We start from the raw sequence: 24,260 nt of genomic DNA on the forward strand, positions 1-24,260 counted from the left end.
CGGTGCCATGCCGGACGGTTTACGGCTCGACCACTGTGTCATCGCGGTGACCGACTGGGCGAGGTCCACCGCCTTCTACCGGGATGTCCTGGGCGCCCAGATCGTCGACCAACCCGATGGTCGGGTCGCGTACCGGTTCGGCGACCAGCAGCTCAACGTGCACGGTCCGGGCCTGGACGTCGGCGCGTTGGTCGCCCGGCGTCCCGTCGAGGCCGGGGGCAGCGACCTCTGTCTCGTCTGGCCGGGCACCGCCGACGAGATCCTCGACCACCTGCGGCGGCACGGCGTCGAGGTGGAGGCCGGGCCGGTGGACCGCCACGGCGGACGCGGACCGGGCAGAAGTGTCTACTTCCGCGACCCCGACGGCTCGCTGTTGGAACTGATCAGCTACCGCTGACCGCCTCGGCGGACTCCGGCTCGGGTCAGCCCCGCTCCCGCTCGCCGGCGGTCTGCACCTCGGACACCGAGGCCTCCAGCAGGTCCGCGAGGCCGCGCAACTGATCGGCGACCCGGGCGCCGAGAGGGGTCAGCGAGTATTCGACGCGCGGCGGGATCGCGGTGAGCACCTCGCGGGTGAGCATGCCGTCGCGTTCGAGAGTCTGCAGGGTCTGGGAGAGCATCCGCTCGCTCACCCCGTCGATGCGCCGCCGCAGCGCGTTGAACCGGTAACTGCCCTCACCGAGCGCGAGCAGAGCGAGCGAGGCCCATTTCGAGGTGACGCTCTCGAAGGCGGCACGGGAGGTGCAGCCGCGCGCGAAGACATCACTGACGAGTTCCTGGGTAGGCCCCGCCGGGTCCCGGGCCGGCATGTCGCTCATGTCACCAGCTTACCCGACGCTTACCTGAGAGCTTGTGCTGTAGATTCGTAAGTGCTTACGTTTCGTCACCGTCAATCGGAGGTCCCCATGCCCACGTATGCCGTCACCGGCGCCACCGGCCGGCTGGGTCGCCTGGTGATCGAGCACCTGCTCGGCGCCGGCGTGCCCGCCACCGAGATCGCCGCGATCGTCCGCAGCCCGGAGAAGGCCGCCGACCTGGCCGCGCGCGGGGTCGAGATCCGCCGGGCCGACTACGACGACCCGACGACGCTGCCCGGCGCCGTGGCCGGCGTACGCCGCCTGCTGCTCATCTCCGGCGACACGCCCGGGCAGCGGACCGCCCAGCACACCGCGGTCATCGAGGCCGCCACGCTCGCCGGGGTCGGCCGCGTGGTCTACACCAGCATCCTGAAGGCCGACACGACCACGAACCCGCTCGCACCGGAGCACAAGGCCACCGAGGAGGTCCTGGCCGCGTCGGGCCTGCCGTACACGGTGCTGCGCAACGGCTGGTACACCGAGAACTACACCGACCAGCTGCCGCAGTACCTGCAGAGCGGCACCATCCTCGGTGCCACCGGCGGCAGCAAGGTCTCCGCCGCGCCCCGGACCGACTACGCGGCCGCCGCGGCGGCGGCGCTGACCCGGGACGAGGAGGGCAACGCCGTCTACGAGCTGGGCGGCGCCGCGTTCACCTTCGACGAGCTGGCCGACGCCGTCACCGAGGTGACCGGCACCACTGTCGTCCACCGCGACCTGTCGGCCGCCGAGCTGGCCTCGGCGCTGGAGAACGTCGGGCTCGACGCCGGCACCGCCGGGTTCGTCGCCGCCCTCGACCACTCGATCGCCATCGGCGAGCTGGCCACCGACAGCGACGACCTCAGCCGGTTGATCGGCCGGCCGAGCACCCCGCTGCGCGACGCCATCCGGGCCGCGCGGGCCTGACCGGCCGCGGTCTCCTCACGGTTCGTCGATCGGGCGGGTGACAGGGTGTACGCCTCCGTCACCCGCCCGCCGGACCACCGCTCCGCTTCGCCCTCTGCGCCGCCTCTGCCTCAGTCGGGACCACGCGGGCCGGCGGAACGCCCCGACCGCCCCGTCAGCCCGCCTCCGGCGACGCGGCGAGCTACGGGTAGAGCGATCCGGTGCCGACGACCGCGCGCATCGACACCGCGACGAGCCCTCAGCTGTCGGCCAGGGCGATGGCGGCCTCCACGATGGCGTCCCGGCTGTGCGTCGTGACTAGGGTGGTGACCATGCCCCCGCACCGCCAGCCCGACGATGCGAGGTGGGCCCACGACGCCGCCTCGGCGCACACCGACGGGTCGGCCGCTTGATGAGCGGACCGCCCGCGCCCGCGCAGCGAGACGCACCGTCCACACCCCAGCGCGACCGGCCCGCGCTGGCCGACGCCTGCGCACGGCTCGCCCGTTCCCGCCCCTTCGAGATCGGCATCGTCGTCGTCATCCTCGCCAACGGGATCGTCCTCGGACTGGAGACGTACGACGGTCTGGTCCCCGCGACCCGGGCGCTGCACGGGCTGGAGGTGCTCTTCCGCGCCGTCTTCGTCGTCGAGATCGGCATCCGGCTGGCGGCCTACGGCCGACGTCCGCAGGACTTCTTCCGGCACGGCTGGAACGTCTTCGACTTCGTCGTGATCGCGGCCATCTTCGTTCCGGGCCTGCACGGTGACTCGGCGCTGCTGCGCGTGGTGCGGGTCGCCCGGATGGTCCGGCTGGTGCGGTTCTCGCCGGGCCTGCGGACCATCGTGTCCGCGCTGTGGCGCAGGCGGGTTCCTCGCCCTGGCCGTGGTGACGCTCTACGTGTACGGGATGGCCGGCTGGCTGATCTTCGGCGACAGGTACCCGGACGAGTACGGCGACATCGGCCGGTCGCTGCTGACGTTGTTCGTGCTGCTCTCGCTGGAGACGCTGCCGGACCTCATCGAGCAGGGCCTGGCCATCTCGCCGTGGACGCTGCTCTACTACGTCAGCTACGTGGTGATCACCGTCAACCTGCTGCTCAACATCCTCATCGCGGTCATCGTCAACTCGATGGAGGAGGCCCGCCGCCTGGAGATGACCGAGCGGTTGGCCCCCGGCTACGACGAGGACGGCGACGGCGTACCCGACGAGGTGGACCGCATCGCGCTCACCCAGCGGCTGGACGACCTGCGGGCGGTCATCGCCGAGTTGGAGCGGGAGTTGCGGATCGACCGGGACGACACGCACGCCCGGCCGCACCGCGAGGACACCCCCTCCCGACGGTGAGACCACACTCTCGATCATGACGGCCGGATCGGCTAGTCTCGATGGCGGTCCCGCCGGTCCGAATGAAGGGGCACCGCGCATGACGGCCAGTGTCGACAGTTTCCAGTCCCGCACCGACGTCCTGACCACACTCACCACCGTGATCGACGAGGTGATCCGCCCGCAGGCGGAGGCCGTCGACCGGGACGGCGCCTTCCCCCGCGAGGGCGTCGATGCCCTCGCCACGGCGGGCCTGCTCGGCCTGGCCTCCTCCCCCGAGGTCGGTGGCGGCGGCCAGGGCATGCGCGCGGTCGCCGACGTCATCGAACGGCTGGCCGCCGAGTGTGGGTCCACGGCGATGGTGGTTCTGATGCACTACGCGGCGACCGCCGTCATCGAGGCGCACGGCCCGCACGAGGTTCGCGCGGCCATCGCCGGCGGCCGTCACCTGACCACGTTGGCGTTCTCCGAGTTCGGTTCCCGCAGCCACTTCTGGTCGCCCACCGGGTCGGCGACGGCGTCCGGTGATGCCGCGGTGCGACTCGACGCCCGCAAGAGTTGGGTCACCGCGGCGGGCGAGGCCGACAGCTACGTCTGGTCGAGCCTTGCGCTGGCGTCGGGGGCCGGGCCGATGACGCTGTGGCTTGTTCCGGCCGACAGTGCCGGGCTCCGCGTCGCCGGTGAGTTCGACGGGCTGGGCCTACGCGGCAACGGCTCCCGGCCGATGACGGCCGAGGGCGTGGTGGTCCCCGCCGACGCGATGCTGGGCACCGACGGCACCGGCCTCGACACCGCGCTCGGCGCCGTACTCCCCTGGTTCCTGGTGCTCAACTCGGCGTTCTGTCTCGGCCTCGCCGACAGCGCCGTCGCCGAGGCGGCCCGGCACCTCACCGGCACCACGCTCACGCACACCGGCGCGGCGCTTCGCGACGCGCCCGTCGCCCGACGCGACTTCGCCCAGTTGAAGATCCGCACCGACGCCCTGCGCGCCTTCCTCGGTGACACCCTCACCGCGCTGGAGACCGGCCGGGACGACGCGACGCTGCGTGTGTTGCAGGTCAAGGCCCTGGCCGGCGAGACGGTCGCGGACGTCACCGACGGCGCGATGCGGCTCTGCGGTGGCAGCGCCTTTCGCAAGGAGTTGGGCCTGGAGCGCCGATTCCGCGACTCGCGAGCCGCCCGGGTGATGGCACCGACCACTGACGCTCTGCACGACTTCGTGGGCCGCGTCGCCACCGGCCTGCCGCTGCTCGACGAGGCCAACCGCTGATGCCGGCGCCGTCGGTCCTGATGGGCGCGGTCGCGTACGACCCCAAGGTCGTCACCATCTGGGAGGGCTTTCGCGGCTGGCTGCGCGGTCACGGCCTGGATTTCGACTTTGTCCTCTACTCGCACTACGAGCGACAGGTCGAGGACCTTGTCGCCGGCCGCATCGACGCCGCGTGGAACTCTCCGCTCGCGTGGCTGCGAGCCGACCGGCTGGCCACGGCCGCTGGCGGCTCCGTGCGCGCGCTCACGATGCGCGACACCGACCGGGACCTCACCTCGGTCGTGGTGGTGCGCGCCGACTCGCCGGTACACCGGGTCGAGGATCTCGCCGGAAGGGTGGTGGCGACCGGCGCGGTGGACAGTCCGCAGGCCACGCTGATCCCGCTCGGCCACCTCGCCGCGGCCGGAGTCCGGGTCGACGTGCGCCGGTTCGACGTCGGTGTCGGGCTGCACGGTGACCACGTCGGAGGCGAACGTGACGCCGCGCGCGCCCTGGCGGCCGGGGAGGTCGACGCCGCCTGCATGATCGACGCCAACCACCTGATGTTCGTGCAGGAGGGCACGCTGCCACCCGAGGGCACCCGGATCGTCGCGCAGACCGGGCGGTACGACCACTGCAACATGACGGTGCGCGAGCCGGCGTCCGACGGGGTCCGGCTCTTCGGCACCCTGCTGCGCGGCATGTCGTACGCCGATCCGCAGGTGCGCCCGCTGCTCGACCTGGAGGGCCTGACGGCCTGGCAGGACGGCCGTACGACCGGGTACGACGCCCTCGCCGAGGCGGTCGACGCGAGCGGGTTCTACGCCCCCGACGGGCGGGTGACCGCCGCGGACTATCGGCCGTGACCGCCGACGTCGAGATCGATCTCGGCGGCCTCGGCTTCGGCCGTGGCGCGCACCTGTTGGTACAGCGCGCCCTGGCCGGGTTGCCGCCCGGCGGCCGGGTGGCGGTCTCCGGCACCGATGCGGCGTTGGGGGTGCACCTGCCGGCGTGGTGCCGAAGCCGGGGTCACCGGGTCGAATGGCCCGATCCCGCGGACCGGAGTCGCCTGGTGGCGGTCGTCGTCCGGGGCGCCGCCGACGACGACCGCTGGTTCGGCGCGGAGCGGGCCGGGCCTGCCCTGCCCTCGGCGCTGAGCAGCCGTCCACCGCCACGCTGGGGGCTCGGTGCCCGTGGCGCGCTGCTGGAGGCCGGCGGGCCCGAGGCCCGCTTCGACCTGGACGACCGCGATCTGGTGTGGGCCGACATCGCCCCCGCGCTGTACGCGCAGGCCGCCGCACGGCAGTGGGACCCGCAGACGGCGGTGCCGTGGGACGACGCGTTCGCGCTGCCGGCGGATGTCGAGGCCGCGGTCGTGCAGGTCATGACCTACCTGGTCGAGAACGAGCAGGCGGCTCTCGTCGTACCGGCCCGGTTCATCGGCCGTATCCACCCGCACTTTCGGGAGGTGGTGCAGCTCCTCGCGGTGCAGGTGGCCGACGAGGCCCGGCACATGGAGGTCTTCAGCCGGCGGGCGCTGCTGCGCGGCGCGGAGCTGGGCACGTCCTCGGCGGGTGGCCGGCAGTCGCTCTTCACGCTCGTCGCCGAGTCCGATTTCGCCCTGGCGTCGTTCCTGCTCTCCGTGCTCGGCGAGGGCAGCTTCGTCGACCTGCTGGGGTTCCTGGTGCGGCACGCTCCCGATCCGGTGACCCGCCGGATCTGCTGGCTGGCGATGCAGGACGAGCGCCGGCACGTGGTGTTCGGCATGGCCCATCTGGAGCACCAGGCGACGGTCGACCCGCTGCTGCGGGACCGACTCCGTGCCGCGATCCACCGTCGTCACGACGCGTTGGCCGACACCGCGGGCCTCAACGCGGACGTCTTCGACGCGCTGGTGCTGCTCGCGGCGGGCGGGTGGGACCCCGATGACGTGGCCGCCGGCTTCGACCACGTGCGTGCTCTGCAACAGGCGATGGACCAGGGCCGCCAGCGCCGACTCGTCCGGCTGGGCTTCCGGTCGAACGAGGCGGCCGCGCTCTCCGCCCTGCACACCCGCAACTTCATGTAGACCCCGGTGCGCGGCACCGGGCGTAGCCTGGAACCGCCATGGACACCGAATCCCGCGCGATTCGTGCGGATCTCCTCCGGCGGCGCGACGAGACCGCCGCTGAGGCCGCCGCGCTGGAGGGCGACCTGCGGAGCCTGTTCGAGGCGTCCCGGTCGTCGAACGCCGACGACGAACACGACCCCGAGGGCAGCACGATCGCGTTCGAACGGGCACAGCTCAGTGCCGTCCTGGACGCGGCACGTCGACGCCTGGCCGAACTGGACGAGGCGGTGAGCCGCGTCGACGCCGGCAGCTACGGCGTCTGCGAACGATGCCTGCGCCCGATTCCCGCCGAGCGGCTCGCCGCCCGCCCGTCGGCGCGTACCTGCGTCGCCTGCGCCAGCCGCCGGTGACGGTTGCGGCGCCCGCGGGCCCGGGGGCCGGCGGACGCCGCCGTCGCGGGGACGTCAGCTGGCGCAGCAGCCGCCGGCCTGGCCATCGGCGGGCGCGGTGTCGACGGCGACGAGGCTGAGCAGCCCGCCGGAGACGCCGGTGGCCAGCCCGCGTCGGGCCGGCTCGGCGGCCGGCGTCGGGCCGCAGCAGCTGTCGCCGCTCACCGAGTCGGCGGCGTTGCTGGAGCACACGCCGGTCTCGGGCAGGTCGAGCTGGACGTCGCGGGCGGCGGCCCAGTCTCCGGCCAGGGCGGCGACGACCGAGCGGACCTGCTCATAGCCGGTGGCCATGAGGAACGTCGGCGCCCGACCGTAGGACTTCATGCCGACGGCGTGGTAGCCGACCTCCGGGTGGGTGAGCTCGTCGATGCCGTGCGGAGGCACGGTGCCGCAGGAGTGCTCGTTCGGGTCGATCAGCGGGGCGAGCGCGCGGGTCGCGCCGAGCACCGGGTCGAGGTCCAGCCGCAGCTCGGCGGTGATCGAGTGGTCCGGGCGGAACCCGGTGGCCGCGACGACGCGGTCCACGAGCACCGACTCCTCGCCCCCGTCGGCGTGCCGGACGACCACCCGGACGCGCCCGTCGGCCGGTGTGAGGGCGTGCACCCAGAAGCCGGTGAGCAGCCGGACTCGGCCCGCGTCGACGTGCCCCCGCAGCCGCGCGCCGAGAGCGCCGCGCGCCGGCAGGGCGTCGGCATCTTCGCCGCCGTACGTGCGCGCGGGCGAGGTGGTACGGATCGCCCAGGTCACCTCGGTGCCCGGCTCGGTGGCGGCCAGGTCCGCCAGGGACAGCAGGGTGTTCGCCGCGGAGTGACCGGCGCCCACGACGAGCGTGTGGCGGCCGGCGAAGCGGTCCCGGTCGGCGCCGAGCACGTCCGGCAGCGCGTGTTCGAGGTACGCGGCCACGTCGGCCTCACCCCGGGCGGGCAGGCCGGACGCGCCGAGGACGTTCGGGGTGCCCCAGGTGCCGGAGGCGTCGAGCACGGCGCGGGCCAGCAGCTCGTCACCGTCGGCGAGGCGGACCAGGAACGGCGTGGTGTCGCGGCCGGCGGTGCGCAGCCGGTCGAGGCCGAGGCGGCTGATCGCCTGGACCCGGGCGCCGTAGCGGACGTGGGGCTTGAGCTGGGGCAGCTCCGCGAGCGGCTGGAGGTACGCGCGGACCAGCTCCGCCCCGGTCGGCAGGGCCTCCGGGTCGGGGGCGAGCCAGCCGGCGTCGTCGAGGATCCGGCGGGCGGCCGGGTCGATGTTGTAGCGCCAGGGCGAGAAGACCCGCACGTGTCCCCACTGGGCGACGGCGGCGCCCGGGGTGTCGCCGGCTTCCAGGACGACGAAGGGCAGGCCGCGTTCGTGCAGGTGGGCGGCTGCGGCGAGGCCGGTCGGGCCAGCGCCGACGACCACGACGGGAAGGCTGTCCAGGGCGTTCATCGGGTAACTCCTTGTCAGGTGATGGTGGGGCTGCGGCGTTCCAGCAAAACCACGTCGCGCCAGCGGTCATGGTGGCGGCCGATCCGCTCCCGGACGCCGATGACACGGAACCCGGCCCGCCGGTGCAGGGCCAGACTGCCGGTGTTCTCCGGGAAGATGCCGGACTGGATGGTCCAGATGCCGGCCGCCTCGGTCGAGGTGATCAACGCGTCGAGCAACAGCCGGCCGACCCCGCGCCCCTGGGCCGCCGGGTCGACGTAGACGGAGTGCTCGACCACTCCGGCGTAGACCGGGCGGCTCGATGTCGGTGTGACGGCGACCCAGCCGAGGATGGCGTGGCTGCCGTCCACGGCCACGAAGCGGTGCGCGGTCAGCCGGGTGGCGTCGAACGCCCCCCAGGTCGGCGCGGTGGTCTCGAAGCTGGCGTCACCGCCGTCGAGGCCCGCCTGGTAGATCGTCAGGACGCGGTCGGCGTCGCCGGCGGTCATCGGGCGCGTGGTCAGGTCGGCCATCGGCGGGCTCCGTTCCGGTCTCGGACGGGGAGAGACTGTCTCGACGTCTGTCGAATCAGACAGTTGCACGCTGATTAGATGTCTGTCAACCTAGACTGATGTCGAAACAAGCGGCCGTGGACGTGCTGTGCTGTCCGCCCCTGTCCGAACGGCGTGTGCCGGCCGAGACCGCCGCCGCGCTCGCCCCCGCGTTCAAGGCCCTCGGCGACCCGGTCCGCCTGCAGCTCATGTCGATGATCGCCTCCGCCGAGGGCGGCGAGATCTGCGTCTGCGACCTCATCCCCGCGTTCGACCTGACCGGCCCGACCATCTCGCACCACCTCAGGACGCTGCGCGAGGCCGGGCTCGTCGACGCCGAGCGTCGCGGCACCTGGGTCTACTACCGCGCCCGGCCGACGGTCCTGCACCAACTCGCCGCACTGCTCACCGTCGTCCCGACCGAGGCAGGCCCCGCTCCCGCCGCCCGGTCGGAATGCTCGTGAGCACCGCCACCCGCCAGGCCGACCCGGCCGCGAGCGCCGTCGTCGGTCGCCTCTCCCGACTCGACCGGTTCCTGCCGGTCTGGATCGGGCTGGCCATGGTCGTCGGGCTGCTGCTCGGCCGCCTGATCCCCGGGCTCGACGACGCGCTGGACGCGGTGGCGGTCGGCGGTATCTCGCTGCCGATCGCGATCGGCCTGCTGGTCATGATGTATCCGGTGCTGGCGAAAGTCCGCTACGACCGGCTCGACACCGTGACCGGCGACCGCCGCCTGCTGGTCTCGTCGCTGGTCCTCAACTGGCTGGTCGGCCCGGCCGTGATGTTCGCCCTGGCCTGGGTGTTCCTGGCCGACCAGCCCGCGTACCGCACCGGGTTGATCATCGTCGGCCTCGCCCGGTGCATCGCCATGGTCGTCATCTGGAACGACCTCGCGTGCGGCGACCGCGAGGCCGCGGCGGTCCTGGTCGCGCTCAACTCCGTCTTCCAGGTCCTCGCCTTCGGCCTGCTCGGCTGGTTCGACCTGTCGGTGCTGCCCGGCTGGCTCGGGTTGCCGGGCGCCGAGTTGCGCGTCTCGGTCTGGGAGATCGCCCGCAACGTGCTCATCTTCCTCGGCATCCCGCTGCTGGCCGGTTACCTCACCCGCCGCCTCGGCGAGCGCGCCCGGGGTCGCGAGTGGTACGAATCCCGCCTCCTGCCCCGCGTCGGCCCCGCCGCCCTGTACGGGCTGCTGTTCACCATCGTGATCCTGTTCGCCCTTCAGGGCGACGCCATCATCGGCCGGCCGTTCGACGTCGCCCGTATCGCCCTGCCGCTGCTGGTGTACTTCGCGCTGATGTGGGCCGGTTCCTACGCTCTCGGCCGGGCGCTCGACCTCGGCTACGCGCGCACGACCACCCTCGCGTTCACCGCCGCCGGCAACAACTTCGAACTCGCCATCGCCGTCGCGATCGGCACCTTCGGCGTGGCCTCCGGTCAGGCGCTGGCCGGGGTCGTCGGGCCGCTGATCGAGGTGCCCGTACTGGTCGGCCTCGTCCACGTCTCGCTCTGGGCACGCCGCCGCTTCTTCACCCCACCCCTTGACCGAGAGGCGTCACGATGAGCGACAAACCCAGCGTCCTGTTCGTCTGCGTCCACAACGCCGGCCGCTCCCAGATGGCCGCCGGCTGGCTGCGCCACCTCGCCGGCGACACCGTCGAGGTTCGCTCGGCCGGCTCCGCCCCGGCCGAGACGATCAACCCCGCCGCCGTCCAGGCCATGCGCGAGGTCGGCATCGACATCACCGACCAGACCCCCACCCTCCTGGAGTACGCCACCGCGGAGTCCTCCGACGTCATCGTGACCATGGGCTGCGGCGACGCCTGCCCGGTCTTTCCCGGCAAGCGCTACGAGGACTGGAAGCTCGACGACCCGGCCGGCAGGGGCGTCGACGCCGTCCGTCCGATCCGCGACGACATCCGGACCCGGGTCGAGCAGCTCGTCGCCGATCTGGCCGCCCTCGGCTGAGCACGGACGAGGCCGGCACACGCCACCGCCGGCCGGCACCACGACGGGACTCACCGACGGCAACGGCGTCCACATAGATGTGATGTATCGGCTCAGCGGCACCGGTGCGGCCAGACTGAGCCGACGTCGGCCATCGGGGCGAACATCTAATCTTCATCGGGCCCCGGCCGATGTTCACGACAACCACCCGGCCCCGGCCGGGGCGGTGCCGGCCGACGCGGCCCGCAGCGCGGCAGAGCAGGTCGACCGCCCTGCGGGAGGGTCGGCAAGCAGCGCCGGTGTCACACGGAACCCGTCGCGCCCTCGCCGTGTCGATCCGTCCATCCGGCCGGGCGGACGCCCCGGCGGGCGAGGAACGGACGCGGTCACCGGACGCCGCCAGAGAGCGTAAAACATTAGATCTATATTGGCACGGGTCGATCGATGTCGTTGACGCAGCCGATCGAGCCTCCGTATACTCCAAATGATCATCAGATCTTTAGCCTAGTCGGGCGAGGAGCGCATGCCGCAGATCACTGGCGTCACCGTCGAGGACGTCCGCTTCCCCACCTCGCTGACCGCTGACGGGTCCGACGCCATGAACAAGGACGGCGACTACTCGGCGGCCTACGTCATCCTGCACACCGACGGCCTCGACAGCGCCGGCGCACCGCTCGCCGGTCACGGCCTCACCTTCACCATCGGCCGGGGCAACGACATCGTCGTCGCGGCGGCGGTGCACCAGGCCCACCGCCTGGTGGGCATGGACGTGACGACGATGGCCGCCGACATGGGGGCCGTCTACCGCCTGCTCACCTCCGACTCCCAGCTGCGCTGGCTCGGGCCGGAGAAGGGCGTCATCCACCTGTCGCTGGCGGCCGTGCTGAACGCGGCCTGGGATCTGGCCGCGCGACTCGCGGACAAGCCGCTGTGGCGGCTGCTCACCGACATGTCCCCCGAGCAACTCGTCGACATCGCCGACCTGCGCTACCTGTCCGACGCGCTGACCCGGGACGAGGCACTGGCCATCCTGCGCGCCAAGCAGAGCACGAAGACCGACCGTCTGGCCGAGCTGGCGCGCACCGGCTACCCGGCCTACACCACCTCGGCGGGCTGGCTCGGCTACGGCGACGACAAGCTGCGCCGGCTGTGCCAGGAGGCCGTCGACTCCGGCTACGGCTACGTCAAGCTCAAGGTCGGCGCCGACCTCGACGACGACATCCGGCGGTGCCGGATCGCCCGGGAGATCCTCGGCCCGCACCGCAACCTGATGATCGACGCCAACCAGGTGTGGGACGTCGACCAGGCCATCGAGTGGGTCAAGGCCCTCGCTCAGTTCTTACCACTGTGGATCGAGGAACCGACCAGCCCGGACGACATCCTGGGCCACGCGGCCGTACGCCGTGCCGTCGCTCCCGTCGGCGTCGCCACCGGCGAGCACTGCCACAACCGGGTGATGTTCAAGCAGCTGTTCCAGGCCGAGGCCATCGACTTCTGCCAGTTGGACACCGGCCGGCTGGCCAGCATCAACGAGATCGTCGCCGTGCTGCTGCTCGCCGCGAAGTTCGACGTCCCGGTGTGCCCGCACGCCGGCGGTGTCGGGCTCTGTGAGATGGTCCAACACGTGTCGGTGCTCGACTACGTCGCCATCTCAGGGGATCTCACCGGCCGCGTGACCGAGTTCGTCGACCACCTGCACGAGCACTTCACCGACCCGTGTGTCGTCCGGGACACCGGCTGGGGCAGCGGTTACGTTCTGCCCGGCACGCCCGGCTACTCCACCCGGATGCACCCCGAGTCGATCGCGCGGTACCGGTTCCCCGACGGCCTCTACTGGGCCGCGGCAGACCCGGCTACGGTGTCATCTCCGGAGCCGTACGTGATCGCGGGTGGGACGGCCACCCCCGCCGGCCGCTAGGAGGTGTCATGTCCCGCACCGACGAAGTGGTGAACGGCATCAAGCGGATGATCCTCGAGGGGACGTTCAAGCCCGGGGATCGGCTGCCCATCGAGAAGGACCTCGCCGAGTCCCTCGGCGTCTCGCGGGGATCGCTGCGCGAGGGGATGTCGGCGCTGTCGATCCTCGGCATCGTCAACATCCGCCAGGGCGACGGCACGTACGTCACCAACCTCGACGCGCCGCAGCTGCTTGCCCCGATGGGCTTCGTCGTCGACTTCCAGGGCCAGGGCGACGGGCGGCACATCCACACCGTCCGCCGCCTGCTGGAGTGCGAGGCCGCCCGGTTGGCGGCGACCAGGATCACCGACGAGGCCCTCGCCCAGGCCGGGGAGCTGCTCGACGAGGCAGCCCGGATCGCCGGTCGGTCGCCGCAGGACCATGAGCGGATCATGGAAATCGACATCGCGTTCCACCGGATCATCGCCGCACACGCCGACAACCCGGTGCTCATCGGCCTGATCGAGGCGTTCGCCGGGCGCACCCTGCGCGGGCGACTCTGGCGGAGCCTGCACGAGGAGGGCGCGGACCGGCGTACCCACGACGAGCACGTGGCGATCCTCAAGGCCCTCCGGGCGCGCGACCCGGAGCGGGCCCGCACCCGGATGGCCAACCACCTGATCGGTGTGGAGGAGTCGCTACAGGGGTTGCCCGACGAGGGTGAGACGGGCGTCGACGCGCAGGCGCAGTGATCGCCCGCCCGCTCCGCGCGCCAACGGAACCGATGCCGGCCCCTCGCGCTCGGTCACGGGCGGGCGATCGCCCTCACCGCTCGTCCCGCTCCGCGCCGGTGCTCCCGGTCATCGCCGCGACCAGGTCGTCGGTGGTGACCTCGTCGGCACGCAGCCGCGCCGCCCGTCGGCCCAGGCGCAGCACCTCCACCCGGTCGGCGATCTCGAGCACCTGCGGCATGTTGTGGCTGACCAGCACCACCGACATGCCAGCGTCACGGGCCCGGCGGACGACGTCGAGCACCCGCCCGGTCTGCACGACGCCCAACGCCGCGGTCGGCTCGTCGAGGATGACCACGTTCGTCGCCCAGATGATCGCCCGCGCCACCGCCACGCACTGCCGCTGCCCACCGGACAGCATCGCGATCGGCGTGGTGACCCGGGGAATCCGCACACCCAGCTCGGCGAGCGCCGCGGCGGCCCCCTGCCGCATGGCGCGCTTGTCGAGAAGCCCCAGCCGGCCGAGCGGCCCGGAGCGCAGGATCTCCCGCCCGAGGTAGAGGTTGGCGGCGACGCTGAGATCGTCGGCGACCGCGAGATCCTGGTAGACGGTCTCCACTCCCGCGCGCCGGGCGTCCACCGGCGTCGCGAAGTGGACGGGACGACCGCCCACCCGGATCTCACCCTCGTCGGGCGGGTGCACACCGGACAGCGTCTTGATCAGCGTGCTCTTTCCGGCGCCGTTGTCGCCGATGAGGGCGACGACCTCGCCCTTGTGGACGGTGAAGTCCGCGCCACGCAGCGCCTCGACGTGGCCGAACCGCTTGACGATGCCACGGGCTTCGAGCACCGGCGGTTCGTCGGCGGCCGGCTGGTCGGTCTCGACGGTGGTCGTCGGGGCGGCGTCCATCACTGCACCGGAGGGTTGGCGCAGCTGGGCTCGAGCACCGCCTTGATCTCCGCCGAGTCGATGTTCTTCTTGGTGACGAACGTGACGCCGGTGTCGGCCGACGCCAGCGGCGCCTTGTCCCGAAGGTGCTTGACCATCTTGTCGACGCCGAAGTAGCCCATCTTGAACGGGTTCTGCACGACCAGCGCCGAGATCTGACCGCTGCGCAGCCCCGCGATCTCGTCGGGGGCGGCGTCCCAACCGATGATGACCACCTTGCCGGACTTGCCGGCCGCCTGGATGGCCTGCGCGGCGCCGAGCACGCTCGGCTCGTTGGCCGCGAAGATGCCGGCGAGGTTGGGGTTCGCGGTCAGGATGTTCTCGGTCACCCGCCGCGCCTCGTTGACGTCACTGCGGCTGGGCTGCTGCCCGACCAGCTTGAGGTTGGGGAACTGCGCGAGGCCGGCCTTGAAGCCGTCGACCCGCTCGGTGTTGGTCTGCGAGCCGGGTTGGAACTCCACAAGCGCCACGTCGTGGTTGCCGGGGCCCAGTTCGGTGGCGAGCAGTTTGGCCGCCTCGACGGCCGACGCCTTGTTGTCGGTGGCGAAGAGCGGCACGCTCGACGGCTGGGGGCTGGTGCCCGAGTCGATCATCGCGACCGGGATGTCGGCGCCGAGCGCCTGGTCGGTGGCCGGCGCCAACGCCCGGGAGTCGGTGGCCGCGTAGACGATGCCGTCGACCTTCTTGGTGACGAAGTTCTGGATCAGGTTGACCTGGCCCTCGACGTCCGTCTCGGTCGTCACCCCGTCCCACTGGACCGTGACGTCGCCGGCGCGCTGCGCGGCGCACTCGGCGCCCGCCTTCACCGTGTTCCAGTAGTCGGCCCCGACAGCCTTCGGCACGACGGCGAGCTTCAGCGGCCCGGCCGCGTCCTTGGTCGCGCCGTCGCCTCCGTCGCGGACCTCGACTCCGCCGCACGCGCTGAGCAGAGCGGTCGCCGCGGCGACGGCGACGATGACCTGTGCGCGCAGAAGACGCCCTCGTGGCCGTCGGCTGGTGGTGGTGTGTGACATGGTGTGCGTCCTTCCTCTGTCGAACTCCGGGAACGGCATGTCAGCCCCGTGACTCCAGCCGCCGACGGCGGTACTGGTCGAAGTAGACGGCGGCCCAGATGATCAGGCCGACGATCACCTGCTGGTAGTGGATGCTGATGTCGAGCAGGACGGCGCCGTTGCGGACCAGGGCGATGAGGAAGGCGCCGATGATGGTCCCGACGATCCGGCCCTGCCCTCCGAACAGGCTGGCGCCGCCGATGACCGCGGCGGCGATGACGTCGAGTTCCAGCGATATGCCGTAGTTCGGCTGGCCGGAGTTGACCCGGGAGGCGGCGATCATGCCACCCAGACCGACCAGCACACCCGCCAGGACGTACACGTACGTCAGGTGGCGGCCGACCCCGATGCCGGAGCGGCGGGCGGCTTCCAGGTTGGACCCCATGGCGTAGGTGTACTGCCCGAAGCGGGTCTGCGAGAGCAGAAACGCGACCCCGACGGCGACCACCGCGGTGATCACCACAGCGAACGGGATACCGATGATCTCGCCGTTGCCGAGCAGCTGGAACGATCGGGGCAGACCGTAGACGCCGACCGCCCCGGTGATGATGAAGACCAGGCCCCGGCCGACCGACATCGTCCCCAGCGTCGCGATGAACGGGGGTATCCGGGCGACGGTCACCAGCAGCCCGTTGAGCAGCCCGGCCAGGGCACCGACACCGATCGCGACCGCCGTCGCCGCCAGGAGCGGGAAACCCAGGTCACGGACGACCATCGCTCCCGCCACTCCGGCGAGCGCGGCGACCGAGCCGACCGACAGGTCGATGCCCCGGGTGATGATGACCATCGTCTGCGCGGCGGCGATGATGGCAATCACAGCGGTCTGCGCGCCGATGTTGAACAGGTTGTCGGCCGTCAGGAAGTAGGGACTGGCGAAACTCAACGCGATGAACAGGACGACGAGCGCGGTGGCCGCGGTGAACTCACTGAGCGCGTGCGAGATGCGCTCCCGCAACCAGTCGTTGAGCGCGCCGCCCTGGGGCTCCGCAGTCGCCTCGGCCGCACTCATCGGCGGGCCCGGCTCTCGTCCACTGTGTCCCCGGCTCGACGCGCGTCCCCGCCGGTGATCGACGCATTCCTCAGCAACCGGACCTCCCCAGGACGTCACACACGGGCCACTCCCCGCAGCGCCTGCGCGATAGATCGGATGTTTCCTGCGATCAGGCGTTACCTTCCCACGGTCACACTCATGTTGCCAAGGGCTTACAGGCATGTTGTGGCATCGTTATGCACGCTTCGCGCACCATACGTCCGACCAAAAAAGCGTTGTCGGCAAAGGGCTGCGGCGAACGCCCTTCGTCCACCATCGACCCGCCGTCGGATCAGGCCAGTGTTAGCGGTAACGCCTGGAACTCGCCGCGCGGGCGTCATCGCCGGAGATGCTCGCTGCCCGGCCACCGCTCACCTTGAGCATGTTATCGATAACATGCTATGTTCCGCCACGGAGTCGAGGGCACGTCCCTCCCGCTCGGAGTCACCGGCACCTCGAAGGGCATCGGGTCCCGCGACCCGGTCGACGGTCGGTGACCTGTCCGAGCCACACCTGTCCGGCGTACGCCGTGTTCCCGCGTCCGCGCACGCGGTCGCTCCGTCATGACGTCCGCCCTCAGGCATCGCCGTTGGCGACCTGTCACACCGTCCCCGGGCCCGCCCACATCCACCCCGAGCGGTTTCCCACGGGCAGCCCACCGCCGGTCTGGCAGCGACCCTCGACTCCGGCCGCCACCACCTCGAAAGGCAGGACCATGGACAAGATCCCCGACGAACGCGCACCGCGACCCCGGATCCGGGGCCGTCGGGTGCTGATGCCGCTCGCGGCCACCCTCGCGGCGGTAGCCGCGACGGTGGCGGTGACCTCCGCCGCCAACGCCGGCACCACTCTGGGTGCCTCGGCGGCCGAGAAGGGCCGTTACTACGGTGCGGCGGTACCCGCCTTCAAGCTGTCCGACAGCCAGTTCGCCACCATCGTGAACCGGGAGTTCAACCAGCTCACTCCCGAGAACGAGATGAAGTGGGACGCCACCGAGCCGCAGCAGGGTCGGTTCAGCTACAGCGGCGGGGACCAGATCGTCGCCCACGCCCAGTCGCACGGCATGATCGTCCGCGGCCACACGCTGCTGTGGTACCAGCAGCAGCCGGGTTGGGCGCAGGGCATGTCCGGCACCGCGCTGCGCAACGCCGCCATCAACCACGTCACCCAGGTCGCCACCCACTACCGCGGCAAGATCTACGCCTGGGACGTGGTGAACGAGGCCTTCGCCGACGGCGGCAGCGGCGGCCGACGGGACTCGAACCTGCAGCGCACCGGCAACGACTGGATCGAGGCCGCGTTCCGCGCCGCCCGCGCCGCCGACCCGGGCGCCAAGCTCTGCTACAACGACTACAACACCGACGGCATCAACGCGAAGTCCACCGGCATCTACAACATGGTGCGCGACTTCAAGTCCCGCGGCGTGCCGATCGACTGCGTCGGCTTCCAGTCCCACCTCGGCACCTCGGTGCCCAGTGACTACCAGGCCAACCTGCAGCGCTTCGCCGACCTCGGCGTCGACGTACAGATCACCGAGTTGGACATCACCCAGGGCTCCAACCAGGCCAACGCCTACGCCCAGGTCACGCGGGCCTGCCTGGCGATTCCCCGCTGCACCGGCATCACGGTGTGGGGCGTCCGGGACAGCGACTCGTGGCGCGGCAACGACAACCCACTGCTGTTCGACCGCTCGGGCAACAAGAAGGCGGCGTACACCTCGGTCCTCAATGCCCTGAACTCCGGCGGAACCCCCACCCCGACCACCCCGCCGCCGACGACCCCGCCGCCGACGACCCCGCCGCCGACCACTCCGCCGCCCACGACGCCGCCGCCCACGACCCCGCCGCCGACCGGTGCCGGATGCTCGGCCTCGGTGTCGCTGAACTCCTGGAACGGCGGCTTCGTCGCCACCGTCAAGGTCACCGCCGGTTCGACGGCCCTGCGGGGTTGGACGGTCCGGATCACGCTGCCCTCGGGCACCGCCGTCACCAACACCTGGAGCGCGCAGGCCAGCGGCTCGTCGGGCACTGTGGACTTCCGCAACGTCGACTACAACGGCCAGGTCGGCGCGGGAGCCAGCACCGAGTTCGGCTTCCAGGGCACCGGTGCCAGCCCGTCCGGCACCCCCACCTGCACCGCGAGCTGATCCGTCCCCTCTCAGCTCACCACCCCGGCACCCCCGGGGCGTCGCGGACGTGCCGCGCGCCCCGGGGGTGCCGTACTACCAGAAGATCAGATGGACGGCGTACGGACGCCTGGCCGTCCTGCTCCCGGGCCAGCGCCAGCAGGCTGGCCAGGCGTCGTCGACGTCGCCGCGCCACCGCCCGTACGCCAAGAAGCAGGAGCAGCAGCGCGAGGTGCACCCACGGCGGGGCCCAGGTGGTGACAGCGACGGACGTCCGGCGCAGGTCGGCGCCTGCTCACACCCGAGTCCTCTGGACCACCCTGGCAACCAGGGCCTCCGCGACGTCACGCACCTTGCGGTTGGTGTCCTGGGAAATCTTCGACAGCAACGCGAACGCCTCGTCCGGCGTGCACCGCCGCTCCCCCATGATGATCCCCTTGGCCTGCTCGATCACCGCCCGACTGCGCATCGCCTCCCGCAACTGCTCCGCCAGGGTGGCGGCGCTGTCGTACAGGTGGGCGTTGGCCAGCGCCACCGCCGCGTACGCGGCGAAGTGTTCCGCGACCGCGATCGCCGGCGGATCGAAGGCGTTCGCCGTGCCGCCGTAGACGTTGAGCGCCCCCACCACCGACTCCTGGATCGGCAGCCCGATCGACAACGAACTGCCCACGCCGACTTCACGCGCCCGCTGTGCCCACTGCGGCCAGCGCTGCTCGACGGTCATGTCCGGTAGGGAGATGGTGTCGCCGCTGGCGGAGGCGTCCAGGCACGGGCCGCGATTCTGCTCGTACTGCCGCTCGTCCAGCTCGCGGGCCAGATCGCCGGTGAACGCGGCGGTCCAACCCGCGCGATCCCGGACCAGGGTGACCGAGACCTCCCTGGCGCCGGGAACGCTCCGGTTGGCCAGCGTGGCCACCCGGCGCAGCATGTCGTCGAGGCTGATCTCGTCGAGTCTGATCCGGCTCAACTCGGCCAGCGCCTGCGCGGGATCCACCGGCGGCTCGGTCATCGCCGACGTCCGTGTCGGCCGGCACCCGCCGGCAGGTGGGAGTCGCGCACGGTCGGTCACCCCGTCGGATCGTGGCGGCATCTCGCTGCGTGGCCGCCGTCGACGTCCTGCCTACCCCGTGCGGCGCCGACTCACACCGCAGCCGGCCGGCTCAGGCGTCCAGGCTGGAGCGGACGGCAGCGGTCAACCGGTTGGCGCGCTCGTCGCCCGCGGAGTACATCTGGTTGACCACGTAGCCGAACCCCACCTCGTGGTGCGCGTCGGCGAAGGCGAGGTTTCCTCCGGCGCCGTCGTGGCCGAAGCTGCGCTCCCCGAGCAGCGGCCGCGCCGGCGGAGAGTGCAGCAGAAAGCCGCTGCCCCAGCGCTGGCCGGTGTCGGGCGGGCCGTGTCGCTGCTGACCCTGGGAGCGGACGACGACCGCGTCGTCCACCGACGCCCCGGTGAGCAGGGGGCCACCCCGCAGGTCGGACACGCAGGCCGCGTAGAGCCGCGCCAGGCCGTCCGCGGTGCTCACCGCGCCCGCGCCCGGGATGCCGGCGGCCTGGATGGCGGGGTCGTTGAAGCTGACCAGACCGTCGGCGTCGGCGGGGAAGGCGAACGCGCCACCCATGGTGATGCCCCGTTCGGCGACCGGGTCGACGAAGGGATCGGCGTCCGGCGGTGGCGCGAGATCCCAGGCGACGGTGTCGCGCTCGCTGGCGGGGAGCCCGAGCCAGGTCCGCAGTCCCAGCGGCCGCGCGAGGGTGTCGTGGAAGTACGCGCCGGGAAGCTGGCCGGTGACGCGGTGGATGACCTCGCCGACGAGCCACCCGTAGGTCATCGAGTGGTAGCTGTGCGCGGTTCCCGGCTGCCACAGCGGCGCCTGCGCCTCGATCGCCGCGACGACCGGGTCCCAGGCGAGCACCTCGTCGAGGGTCAGGGGCCGGTCCAGGGCCGGCAGGCCGGCCTGGTGGGTGAGCAGCCAGCGTACGGGGATGTCCGCCTTGCCGTGCTGACCGAACTCCGGCCAGTAGCGCGTCACGGGCGCGTCGAGGTCCAGCCGCCCCTGCTGCGCCAGCAGGTACGCGCAGATCGCCAGGATTCCCTTGGTGCAGGAGAAGACGACGGCCGGCGTGTGCGCCGTCCAGGGCCGTCCGGTGCGGGTGTCGGCCAGCCCGCCGTACAGGTCGACGACCTTGCGGCCCCGCACGTAGAGGGTGACCGCGGCGCCGACCTCGCCCCGGGAGGTGAAGTTGTCGCGGAACGCGTCGGCGACGCGCCCGTAGCGTTCGTCGACGTCGCCGTGGATCTGCGTGGCCACTGCCTATCCCTTCAGTGAGCCCTGGATCAGGGCCTTGATGAACTGTCGCTGGAAGATCAGGAACACGATGAGGGTAGGGGTGAGGATCAGCAGCGAACCAGCGCACAGCAGCACCAGGTCGGTGCCCCACTGGCCCTGGAAGGCGCCGAGCGCCCCGGCCATCGTGCGTTTGGTGGCGTCGTCGACGAGGACGATCGCGAGCAGGAACTGGTTCCACGTCCACAGGAACATCAGGATCGTCAGCGACGCGATGGCCGGTCGGGCGAGCGGCACCTGGACCCGCCAGAACAGCTGCCAGGTGCTGCTGCCGTCCACCCGGGCGGCCTCGGACAGCTCGACCGGCACGTTGGTGAAGTGGGCACGCATCCAGAACACCGCGAACGGCATGTAGAGGCCGATCAGCGGCAGGATGATGGCCCACCGGGTGTTGAGCAGCCCGAGGTCCTGCATCTGGTAGTAGAGCGGGGTGACCACGGCCTCGAACGGCAGGGTGAGTCCGAGCAGCAGCAGGCCGAAGACGAGCCGGCCGCCGGGCACCCGCAACTGGCCCAGCCCGAAGCCGGCCATGGTGGCGATGAGCACCGACACCGGTACGACGCCGGCCACGATGAGCAGACTGGAGCGCAGCAGCGCGCCCATGTTGGCGGCGGTGAACGCGTCGGCGAAGTTTCCCCACTGCGGGTCGGACGGCCAGGCCAGCCCGTCGGGTACGGTGCCGCGCGGTTGCAGGGCGGCCGAGAGCATGCTCACGAACGGCAGCAGGGTGACGAGGATCAGGGCGATCAGGAAGACTCGCCCGGTCACCTGCTCACGTCGGCTCAGGTTCACGGCTTCTCCCCCCGGGTCAGTCGCTGGATCGGCAGCACGAACGCCAGCACCAGCAGCATGAGCACGACGGCGAGCGCCGAGGCCAGCCCGACCTGACGCTGCGAGAAGGCGAGGCGGTAGATCTCCAGGCCGGGAACGGTGGTCTGCAGACCCGGGCCTCCGCTGGTCGAGATGTAGACGATGTCGAAGCTCGCCAGGGCGGCGATGATCGTGACGGTGAGGCAGACCCCGATCTCCTGGCGCAGGCTGGGCAGGGTCACCGCGAGGAACTCACGGACCGGCCCCGCGCCGTCCAGCCGGGCGGCCTCGTAGAGCGCCGGGTCGATCTTGCTCATGCCGGTGACCAGCAGAATCGTGCAGAGACCGAGCAGGACCCAGGCGCCGATCACCCCGACGGCAGGCAGCGCCGTGTCGAAGTCGCCGAGCCACGCGCGGGCGAGGCCGCCCAACCCGAGCGCGCGCAACACCTGGTTGAGCAGCCCGTTGGTCGAGAGCAGCCAACTCCACGCGATGCCAGCCGCGACGAGTGGGATGACCTGTGGCAGGAACAGGATCGTCCGGACGACCGTCCCGAACGCGCCGGTGGTGATCCGGCGGACCATGCTCGCCACCAGCAGCCCGAGCGCGACCGGGATGAAGCTGAAGAAGACGATCAGGATGATCGCGTTGGAGATGATCTTCAGCAGGTCGCTGTCGGTGAACACGGTGACGTAGTTGTCCAGGCCCGCCCAGCGGGCGACGCCGATTCCGTTCCAGTCGTAGAACGAGTACTGGACGGTCAGGGCGAGGGGGCGCAGGACGAAGACCGCGTACATCAGCAGGGCGGGCAGGACGTACAACCAGCCGGTCCCGGCCGCGCGGGCCCACCGGCGTCGGTGGGCCCGCGTGGACGTGGAACGGGCGGGACGACCCGTCGGCGACACCTGGTCGTCCCGCCCGGTTGGTGCGCTGCCGAGGGCAGACGTCATCGGGACAGTTCCTTCGCGTACTCGGCCTGGACCGCCTTCACGTATCCCTCGGGCGTCTGCTGGCCGGCGACCAGCTTCTGCATCTCCGGCGTGATCGCGGCGGCGAAGATGCCGCCGGTCGCGTTGGCGGTGAAGTCCACCGCGCCGTTCTCGGCCCCGAGCTGCTGCGCCGCCTTGAGGGTCTCGGCCAGCACCGTGTTCGGGGCGGCGGCCGGCACCGGCAGGTCGCTCGGGCCGCCCGGGCTGGAACCGCCGACCGTCACGGCGATCTCCCGCGCCTTGGCGTTGGTGTGGACCCAGTTCAGGAAGTACGCGGCGGTGTCCGGGTTCTTGGCCTTCGCGGAGACGCCGAAGGTGTTGGGGGCGGACATCGCGACGTGCTTGCCACCGGCGGTCTCGGCCGGGAACAGGAAGAAGCCCACGTTGCCGGGCATCGCCTTGTCCAGGTTGGCCGACTCCCAGTCGCCGTTGAACATGAACAGGCCGTTGCCCTTCTGGAACTGCCCCACCATGCCCGCGTAGTCCAGGGCGTTGGCGTCCTTCGGGAAGTAGCCGGCCTGGGCCCACTTCTGGATGGTCTGGGTGGCCTTCAACGCGGCCGGGGTGTCGAAGGTGGCCCCCGGCTTCTGGAAGATCCAGTCGGCGACCTGGGCCGGGTCACCGAACTGGTTCTGCAGCGCCTGGTGCGGGAAGTTGATGCCCGCGGTGTTCTTGTTGAACTGCATGATCGGCTGGACCCCGCTGGTCTTCGCCTTCGCCAGCAGCTGCTCGAACTCGGCGACCGTGGCCGGCGGCTGGGTCATGCCGACCTGGCTGGCCAGCTTCTTGTTGTAGAAGACGCCGGTGACGCTGTAGCCGAGCCCCATGCCGTAGAGCGAGCCGGTGCCCCGGGTGTTGTCGCCGACGCGCAACTGCATGAGCTGCGAGGCCGGGAACTTGTCCCAGCCGTACGCGCTGACGTACGGGTCGAGGTTCTTGAGCAGGTCGTCCTTCACCAGGTCGACCATCGTGGGGAGCCGGATGATGTCGGGCGCGTTGTCCGAGGCCATGACGCGCGGCGCGTTCTCCACGATCACCGTGAACTGGTCCTCGCGGATGGCGAACGTGACGTTCGGGTGCTGCTTGGTGAACTCGTCGGCGAGCGCCTTGGCCAGCGGGAAGCCGGTCTCCGCGTACATCTCCAGCTTGATCGGCGCGGTGCCCAGGTCGGTCTTGACGGCGGCGTCGGGCCCGGCGGTCGACGACCGGTCGGCTCCCGGAGCGCTGCACGCCGTCGCGGCGAGCCCGATCACCAGCAGCGGCGCGAGGATGACCGCTCTGCGTCGCGGGCTTTTCGTCAGCAATTCTGCCATTTAATGACTCCTAGATTCCTCCGCGCGTCCCGCGGCTCAGGGCCGCGCGACGGCTCCACCGGGACCACCGCGACCGGCTGAACAGCCACGACAGGTACGTCGTGGCGGTCGCCCGGCCGCAGCAGACGTTCCGGCCACCGTTGACCCTCAGCACGGCGGCCGACGACGTCTCCAGACGCGCCAAAAGTGGTCGCTAAACTGATTTAGCAGAGCATGCGCGTGACACGGGAGGCTGTCAAGGACAACCTGGCAACGGTCCGGAAACATCGACTTCACACGACGCCCGACCCGACCGGGGCCAGAGTCCG

General features: G+C 71.4%; 25 protein-coding genes and 1 pseudogene. 14 read left to right on the forward strand and 12 right to left on the reverse strand.

From position 1 onward, the window contains the following. The first annotated feature begins 7 nt into the window (after nt 1-7). Complete coding sequence (locus ABZU53_RS23320) at nt 8-397, forward strand: VOC family protein (protein WP_354857177.1); 390 nt, start codon at nt 8-10, stop codon at nt 395-397. Nucleotides 398-422: 25 nt separating this feature from the next. Here the strand turns inward: ABZU53_RS23320 and ABZU53_RS23325 are convergent, their stop codons facing one another. Then, a complete protein-coding gene (locus ABZU53_RS23325) occupies nt 423-818 on the reverse strand; it encodes a helix-turn-helix domain-containing protein (protein ID WP_354857180.1) in 396 nt (131 codons plus the stop codon). A gap of 87 nt (nt 819-905) precedes the next feature. Between ABZU53_RS23325 and ABZU53_RS23330 the strand changes: the two genes are divergently transcribed. The 7 genes and pseudogenes from ABZU53_RS23330 to ABZU53_RS23360 all read left to right on the forward strand — a co-directional run bounded on the left by ABZU53_RS23330 (nt 906) and on the right by ABZU53_RS23360 (nt 6,776). Beyond that, entirely contained in the window at nt 906-1,763 is an 858-nt protein-coding gene (locus tag ABZU53_RS23330; RefSeq protein ID WP_354857181.1) for an SDR family oxidoreductase, read from the forward strand. A 391-nt stretch (nt 1,764-2,154) separates the two neighbouring features. Continuing rightward, nucleotides 2,155-2,544, forward strand: a pseudogene (locus ABZU53_RS23335) (ion transporter); the annotation flags it as partial. 85 nt (nt 2,545-2,629) lie between these two features. Continuing rightward, entirely contained in the window at nt 2,630-3,088 is a 459-nt protein-coding gene (locus tag ABZU53_RS23340; protein ID WP_355067442.1) for an ion transporter, read from the forward strand. 79 nt (nt 3,089-3,167) lie between these two features. Next, a complete protein-coding gene (locus tag ABZU53_RS23345; protein ID WP_355067443.1) occupies nt 3,168-4,337 on the forward strand; it encodes an acyl-CoA dehydrogenase family protein in 1,170 nt (389 codons plus the stop codon). After that, the gene (locus ABZU53_RS23350; RefSeq protein ID WP_354857187.1) at nt 4,337-5,182 is read left to right on the forward strand and encodes a PhnD/SsuA/transferrin family substrate-binding protein; all 846 of its coding nucleotides are present in this window, start codon (nt 4,337-4,339) and stop codon (nt 5,180-5,182) included. The genes ABZU53_RS23345 and ABZU53_RS23350 overlap by 1 nt, the downstream gene beginning before the upstream one ends. Further along, entirely contained in the window at nt 5,179-6,384 is a 1,206-nt protein-coding gene (locus tag ABZU53_RS23355; RefSeq protein ID WP_355067445.1) for a ferritin-like domain-containing protein, read from the forward strand. Before ABZU53_RS23350 ends, ABZU53_RS23355 begins: the two co-directional genes overlap by 4 nt. A 38-nt stretch (nt 6,385-6,422) precedes the next feature. Further along, nucleotides 6,423-6,776 carry a TraR/DksA C4-type zinc finger protein gene (locus tag ABZU53_RS23360; RefSeq protein ID WP_355067447.1) on the forward strand — a complete coding sequence of 118 codons (354 nt, stop codon included), beginning with the start codon at nt 6,423-6,425 and terminating at the stop codon, nt 6,774-6,776. Nucleotides 6,777-6,830: 54 nt separating this feature from the next. Here ABZU53_RS23360 and ABZU53_RS23365 read toward each other — a convergent pair whose 3' ends face one another. Together ABZU53_RS23365 and ABZU53_RS23370 are read right to left on the reverse strand one after the other, a co-directional pair. After that, the gene (locus tag ABZU53_RS23365) at nt 6,831-8,237 is read right to left on the reverse strand and encodes an NAD(P)-binding domain-containing protein (RefSeq protein WP_355067449.1); all 1,407 of its coding nucleotides are present in this window, start codon (nt 8,235-8,237) and stop codon (nt 6,831-6,833) included. Nucleotides 8,238-8,251: 14 nt separating this feature from the next. Then, a complete protein-coding gene (locus ABZU53_RS23370) occupies nt 8,252-8,749 on the reverse strand; it encodes an N-acetyltransferase family protein (protein WP_355067450.1) in 498 nt (165 codons plus the stop codon). A gap of 98 nt (nt 8,750-8,847) precedes the next feature. Here ABZU53_RS23370 and ABZU53_RS23375 point away from each other — a divergent pair, with 98 nt between their 5' ends. From ABZU53_RS23375 to ABZU53_RS23395, 5 genes are all read left to right on the forward strand, one after another. After that, a complete protein-coding gene (locus ABZU53_RS23375; protein ID WP_355067451.1) occupies nt 8,848-9,231 on the forward strand; it encodes a metalloregulator ArsR/SmtB family transcription factor in 384 nt (127 codons plus the stop codon). Further along, complete coding sequence (gene arsB, locus ABZU53_RS23380) at nt 9,222-10,328, forward strand: ACR3 family arsenite efflux transporter (protein WP_355067453.1); 1,107 nt, start codon at nt 9,222-9,224, stop codon at nt 10,326-10,328. Before ABZU53_RS23375 ends, arsB begins: the two co-directional genes overlap by 10 nt. Then, on the forward strand, nt 10,325-10,732 hold the full coding sequence (locus tag ABZU53_RS23385; RefSeq protein WP_355067455.1) for an arsenate reductase ArsC: 408 nt from the start codon (nt 10,325-10,327) through the stop codon (nt 10,730-10,732). The genes arsB and ABZU53_RS23385 overlap by 4 nt, the downstream gene beginning before the upstream one ends. Before the next feature lie 502 nt (nt 10,733-11,234). Further along, nucleotides 11,235-12,629: an enolase C-terminal domain-like protein gene (locus ABZU53_RS23390; RefSeq protein ID WP_355067457.1), complete on the forward strand. Its 1,395-nt coding sequence runs from the start codon at nt 11,235-11,237 to the stop codon at nt 12,627-12,629. An 8-nt stretch (nt 12,630-12,637) separates the two neighbouring features. After that, nucleotides 12,638-13,360, forward strand: coding sequence for a FadR/GntR family transcriptional regulator (locus ABZU53_RS23395; RefSeq protein ID WP_354857210.1), 723 nt, complete (start codon nt 12,638-12,640; stop codon nt 13,358-13,360). Nucleotides 13,361-13,433: 73 nt separating this feature from the next. Here ABZU53_RS23395 and ABZU53_RS23400 read toward each other — a convergent pair whose 3' ends face one another. The 3 genes from ABZU53_RS23400 to ABZU53_RS23410 are packed head-to-tail and all read right to left on the reverse strand — an operon-like array spanning nt 13,434 to nt 16,349. Further along, nucleotides 13,434-14,249, reverse strand: a complete 816-nt coding sequence (locus ABZU53_RS23400; RefSeq protein ID WP_354857211.1) for an ATP-binding cassette domain-containing protein — start codon at nt 14,247-14,249, stop codon at nt 13,434-13,436. Then, nucleotides 14,249-15,301, reverse strand: coding sequence for an ABC transporter substrate-binding protein (locus ABZU53_RS23405; protein ID WP_354857214.1), 1,053 nt, complete (start codon nt 15,299-15,301; stop codon nt 14,249-14,251). The genes ABZU53_RS23400 and ABZU53_RS23405 overlap by 1 nt, the downstream gene beginning before the upstream one ends. Nucleotides 15,302-15,341: 40 nt before the next feature. Continuing rightward, complete coding sequence (locus ABZU53_RS23410) at nt 15,342-16,349, reverse strand: ABC transporter permease (protein ID WP_354857216.1); 1,008 nt, start codon at nt 16,347-16,349, stop codon at nt 15,342-15,344. A gap of 736 nt (nt 16,350-17,085) precedes the next feature. Between ABZU53_RS23410 and ABZU53_RS23415 the strand changes: the two genes are divergently transcribed. Further along, complete coding sequence (locus ABZU53_RS23415; protein ID WP_355067459.1) at nt 17,086-18,516, forward strand: endo-1,4-beta-xylanase; 1,431 nt, start codon at nt 17,086-17,088, stop codon at nt 18,514-18,516. Between the two features lie 16 nt (nt 18,517-18,532). Here the strand turns inward: ABZU53_RS23415 and ABZU53_RS23420 are convergent, their stop codons facing one another. The 6 genes from ABZU53_RS23420 to ABZU53_RS23445 all read right to left on the reverse strand — a co-directional run bounded on the left by ABZU53_RS23420 (nt 18,533) and on the right by ABZU53_RS23445 (nt 23,952). Beyond that, nucleotides 18,533-18,733, reverse strand: a complete 201-nt coding sequence (locus tag ABZU53_RS23420) for a hypothetical protein (protein WP_355067461.1) — start codon at nt 18,731-18,733, stop codon at nt 18,533-18,535. 57 nt (nt 18,734-18,790) lie between these two features. Then, nucleotides 18,791-19,504, reverse strand: a complete 714-nt coding sequence (locus ABZU53_RS23425) for a GAF and ANTAR domain-containing protein (protein ID WP_355067463.1) — start codon at nt 19,502-19,504, stop codon at nt 18,791-18,793. Nucleotides 19,505-19,655: 151 nt separating this feature from the next. Next, nucleotides 19,656-20,804: a serine hydrolase domain-containing protein gene (locus ABZU53_RS23430; protein ID WP_355067464.1), complete on the reverse strand. Its 1,149-nt coding sequence runs from the start codon at nt 20,802-20,804 to the stop codon at nt 19,656-19,658. A 3-nt stretch (nt 20,805-20,807) separates the two neighbouring features. Beyond that, complete coding sequence (locus ABZU53_RS23435) at nt 20,808-21,632, reverse strand: carbohydrate ABC transporter permease (protein WP_354857223.1); 825 nt, start codon at nt 21,630-21,632, stop codon at nt 20,808-20,810. Beyond that, nucleotides 21,629-22,600: a sugar ABC transporter permease gene (locus tag ABZU53_RS23440; protein WP_355067466.1), complete on the reverse strand. Its 972-nt coding sequence runs from the start codon at nt 22,598-22,600 to the stop codon at nt 21,629-21,631. The genes ABZU53_RS23435 and ABZU53_RS23440 overlap by 4 nt, the downstream gene beginning before the upstream one ends. Beyond that, entirely contained in the window at nt 22,597-23,952 is a 1,356-nt protein-coding gene (locus ABZU53_RS23445) for an extracellular solute-binding protein (RefSeq protein WP_354857228.1), read from the reverse strand. The genes ABZU53_RS23440 and ABZU53_RS23445 overlap by 4 nt, the downstream gene beginning before the upstream one ends. Nucleotides 23,953-24,260 lie beyond the last annotated feature (308 nt).

The organism is Micromonospora sp. NPDC005194, assembly GCF_040608335.1.
Taxonomy (GTDB): Bacteria; Actinomycetota; Actinomycetes; order Mycobacteriales; family Micromonosporaceae; genus Micromonospora.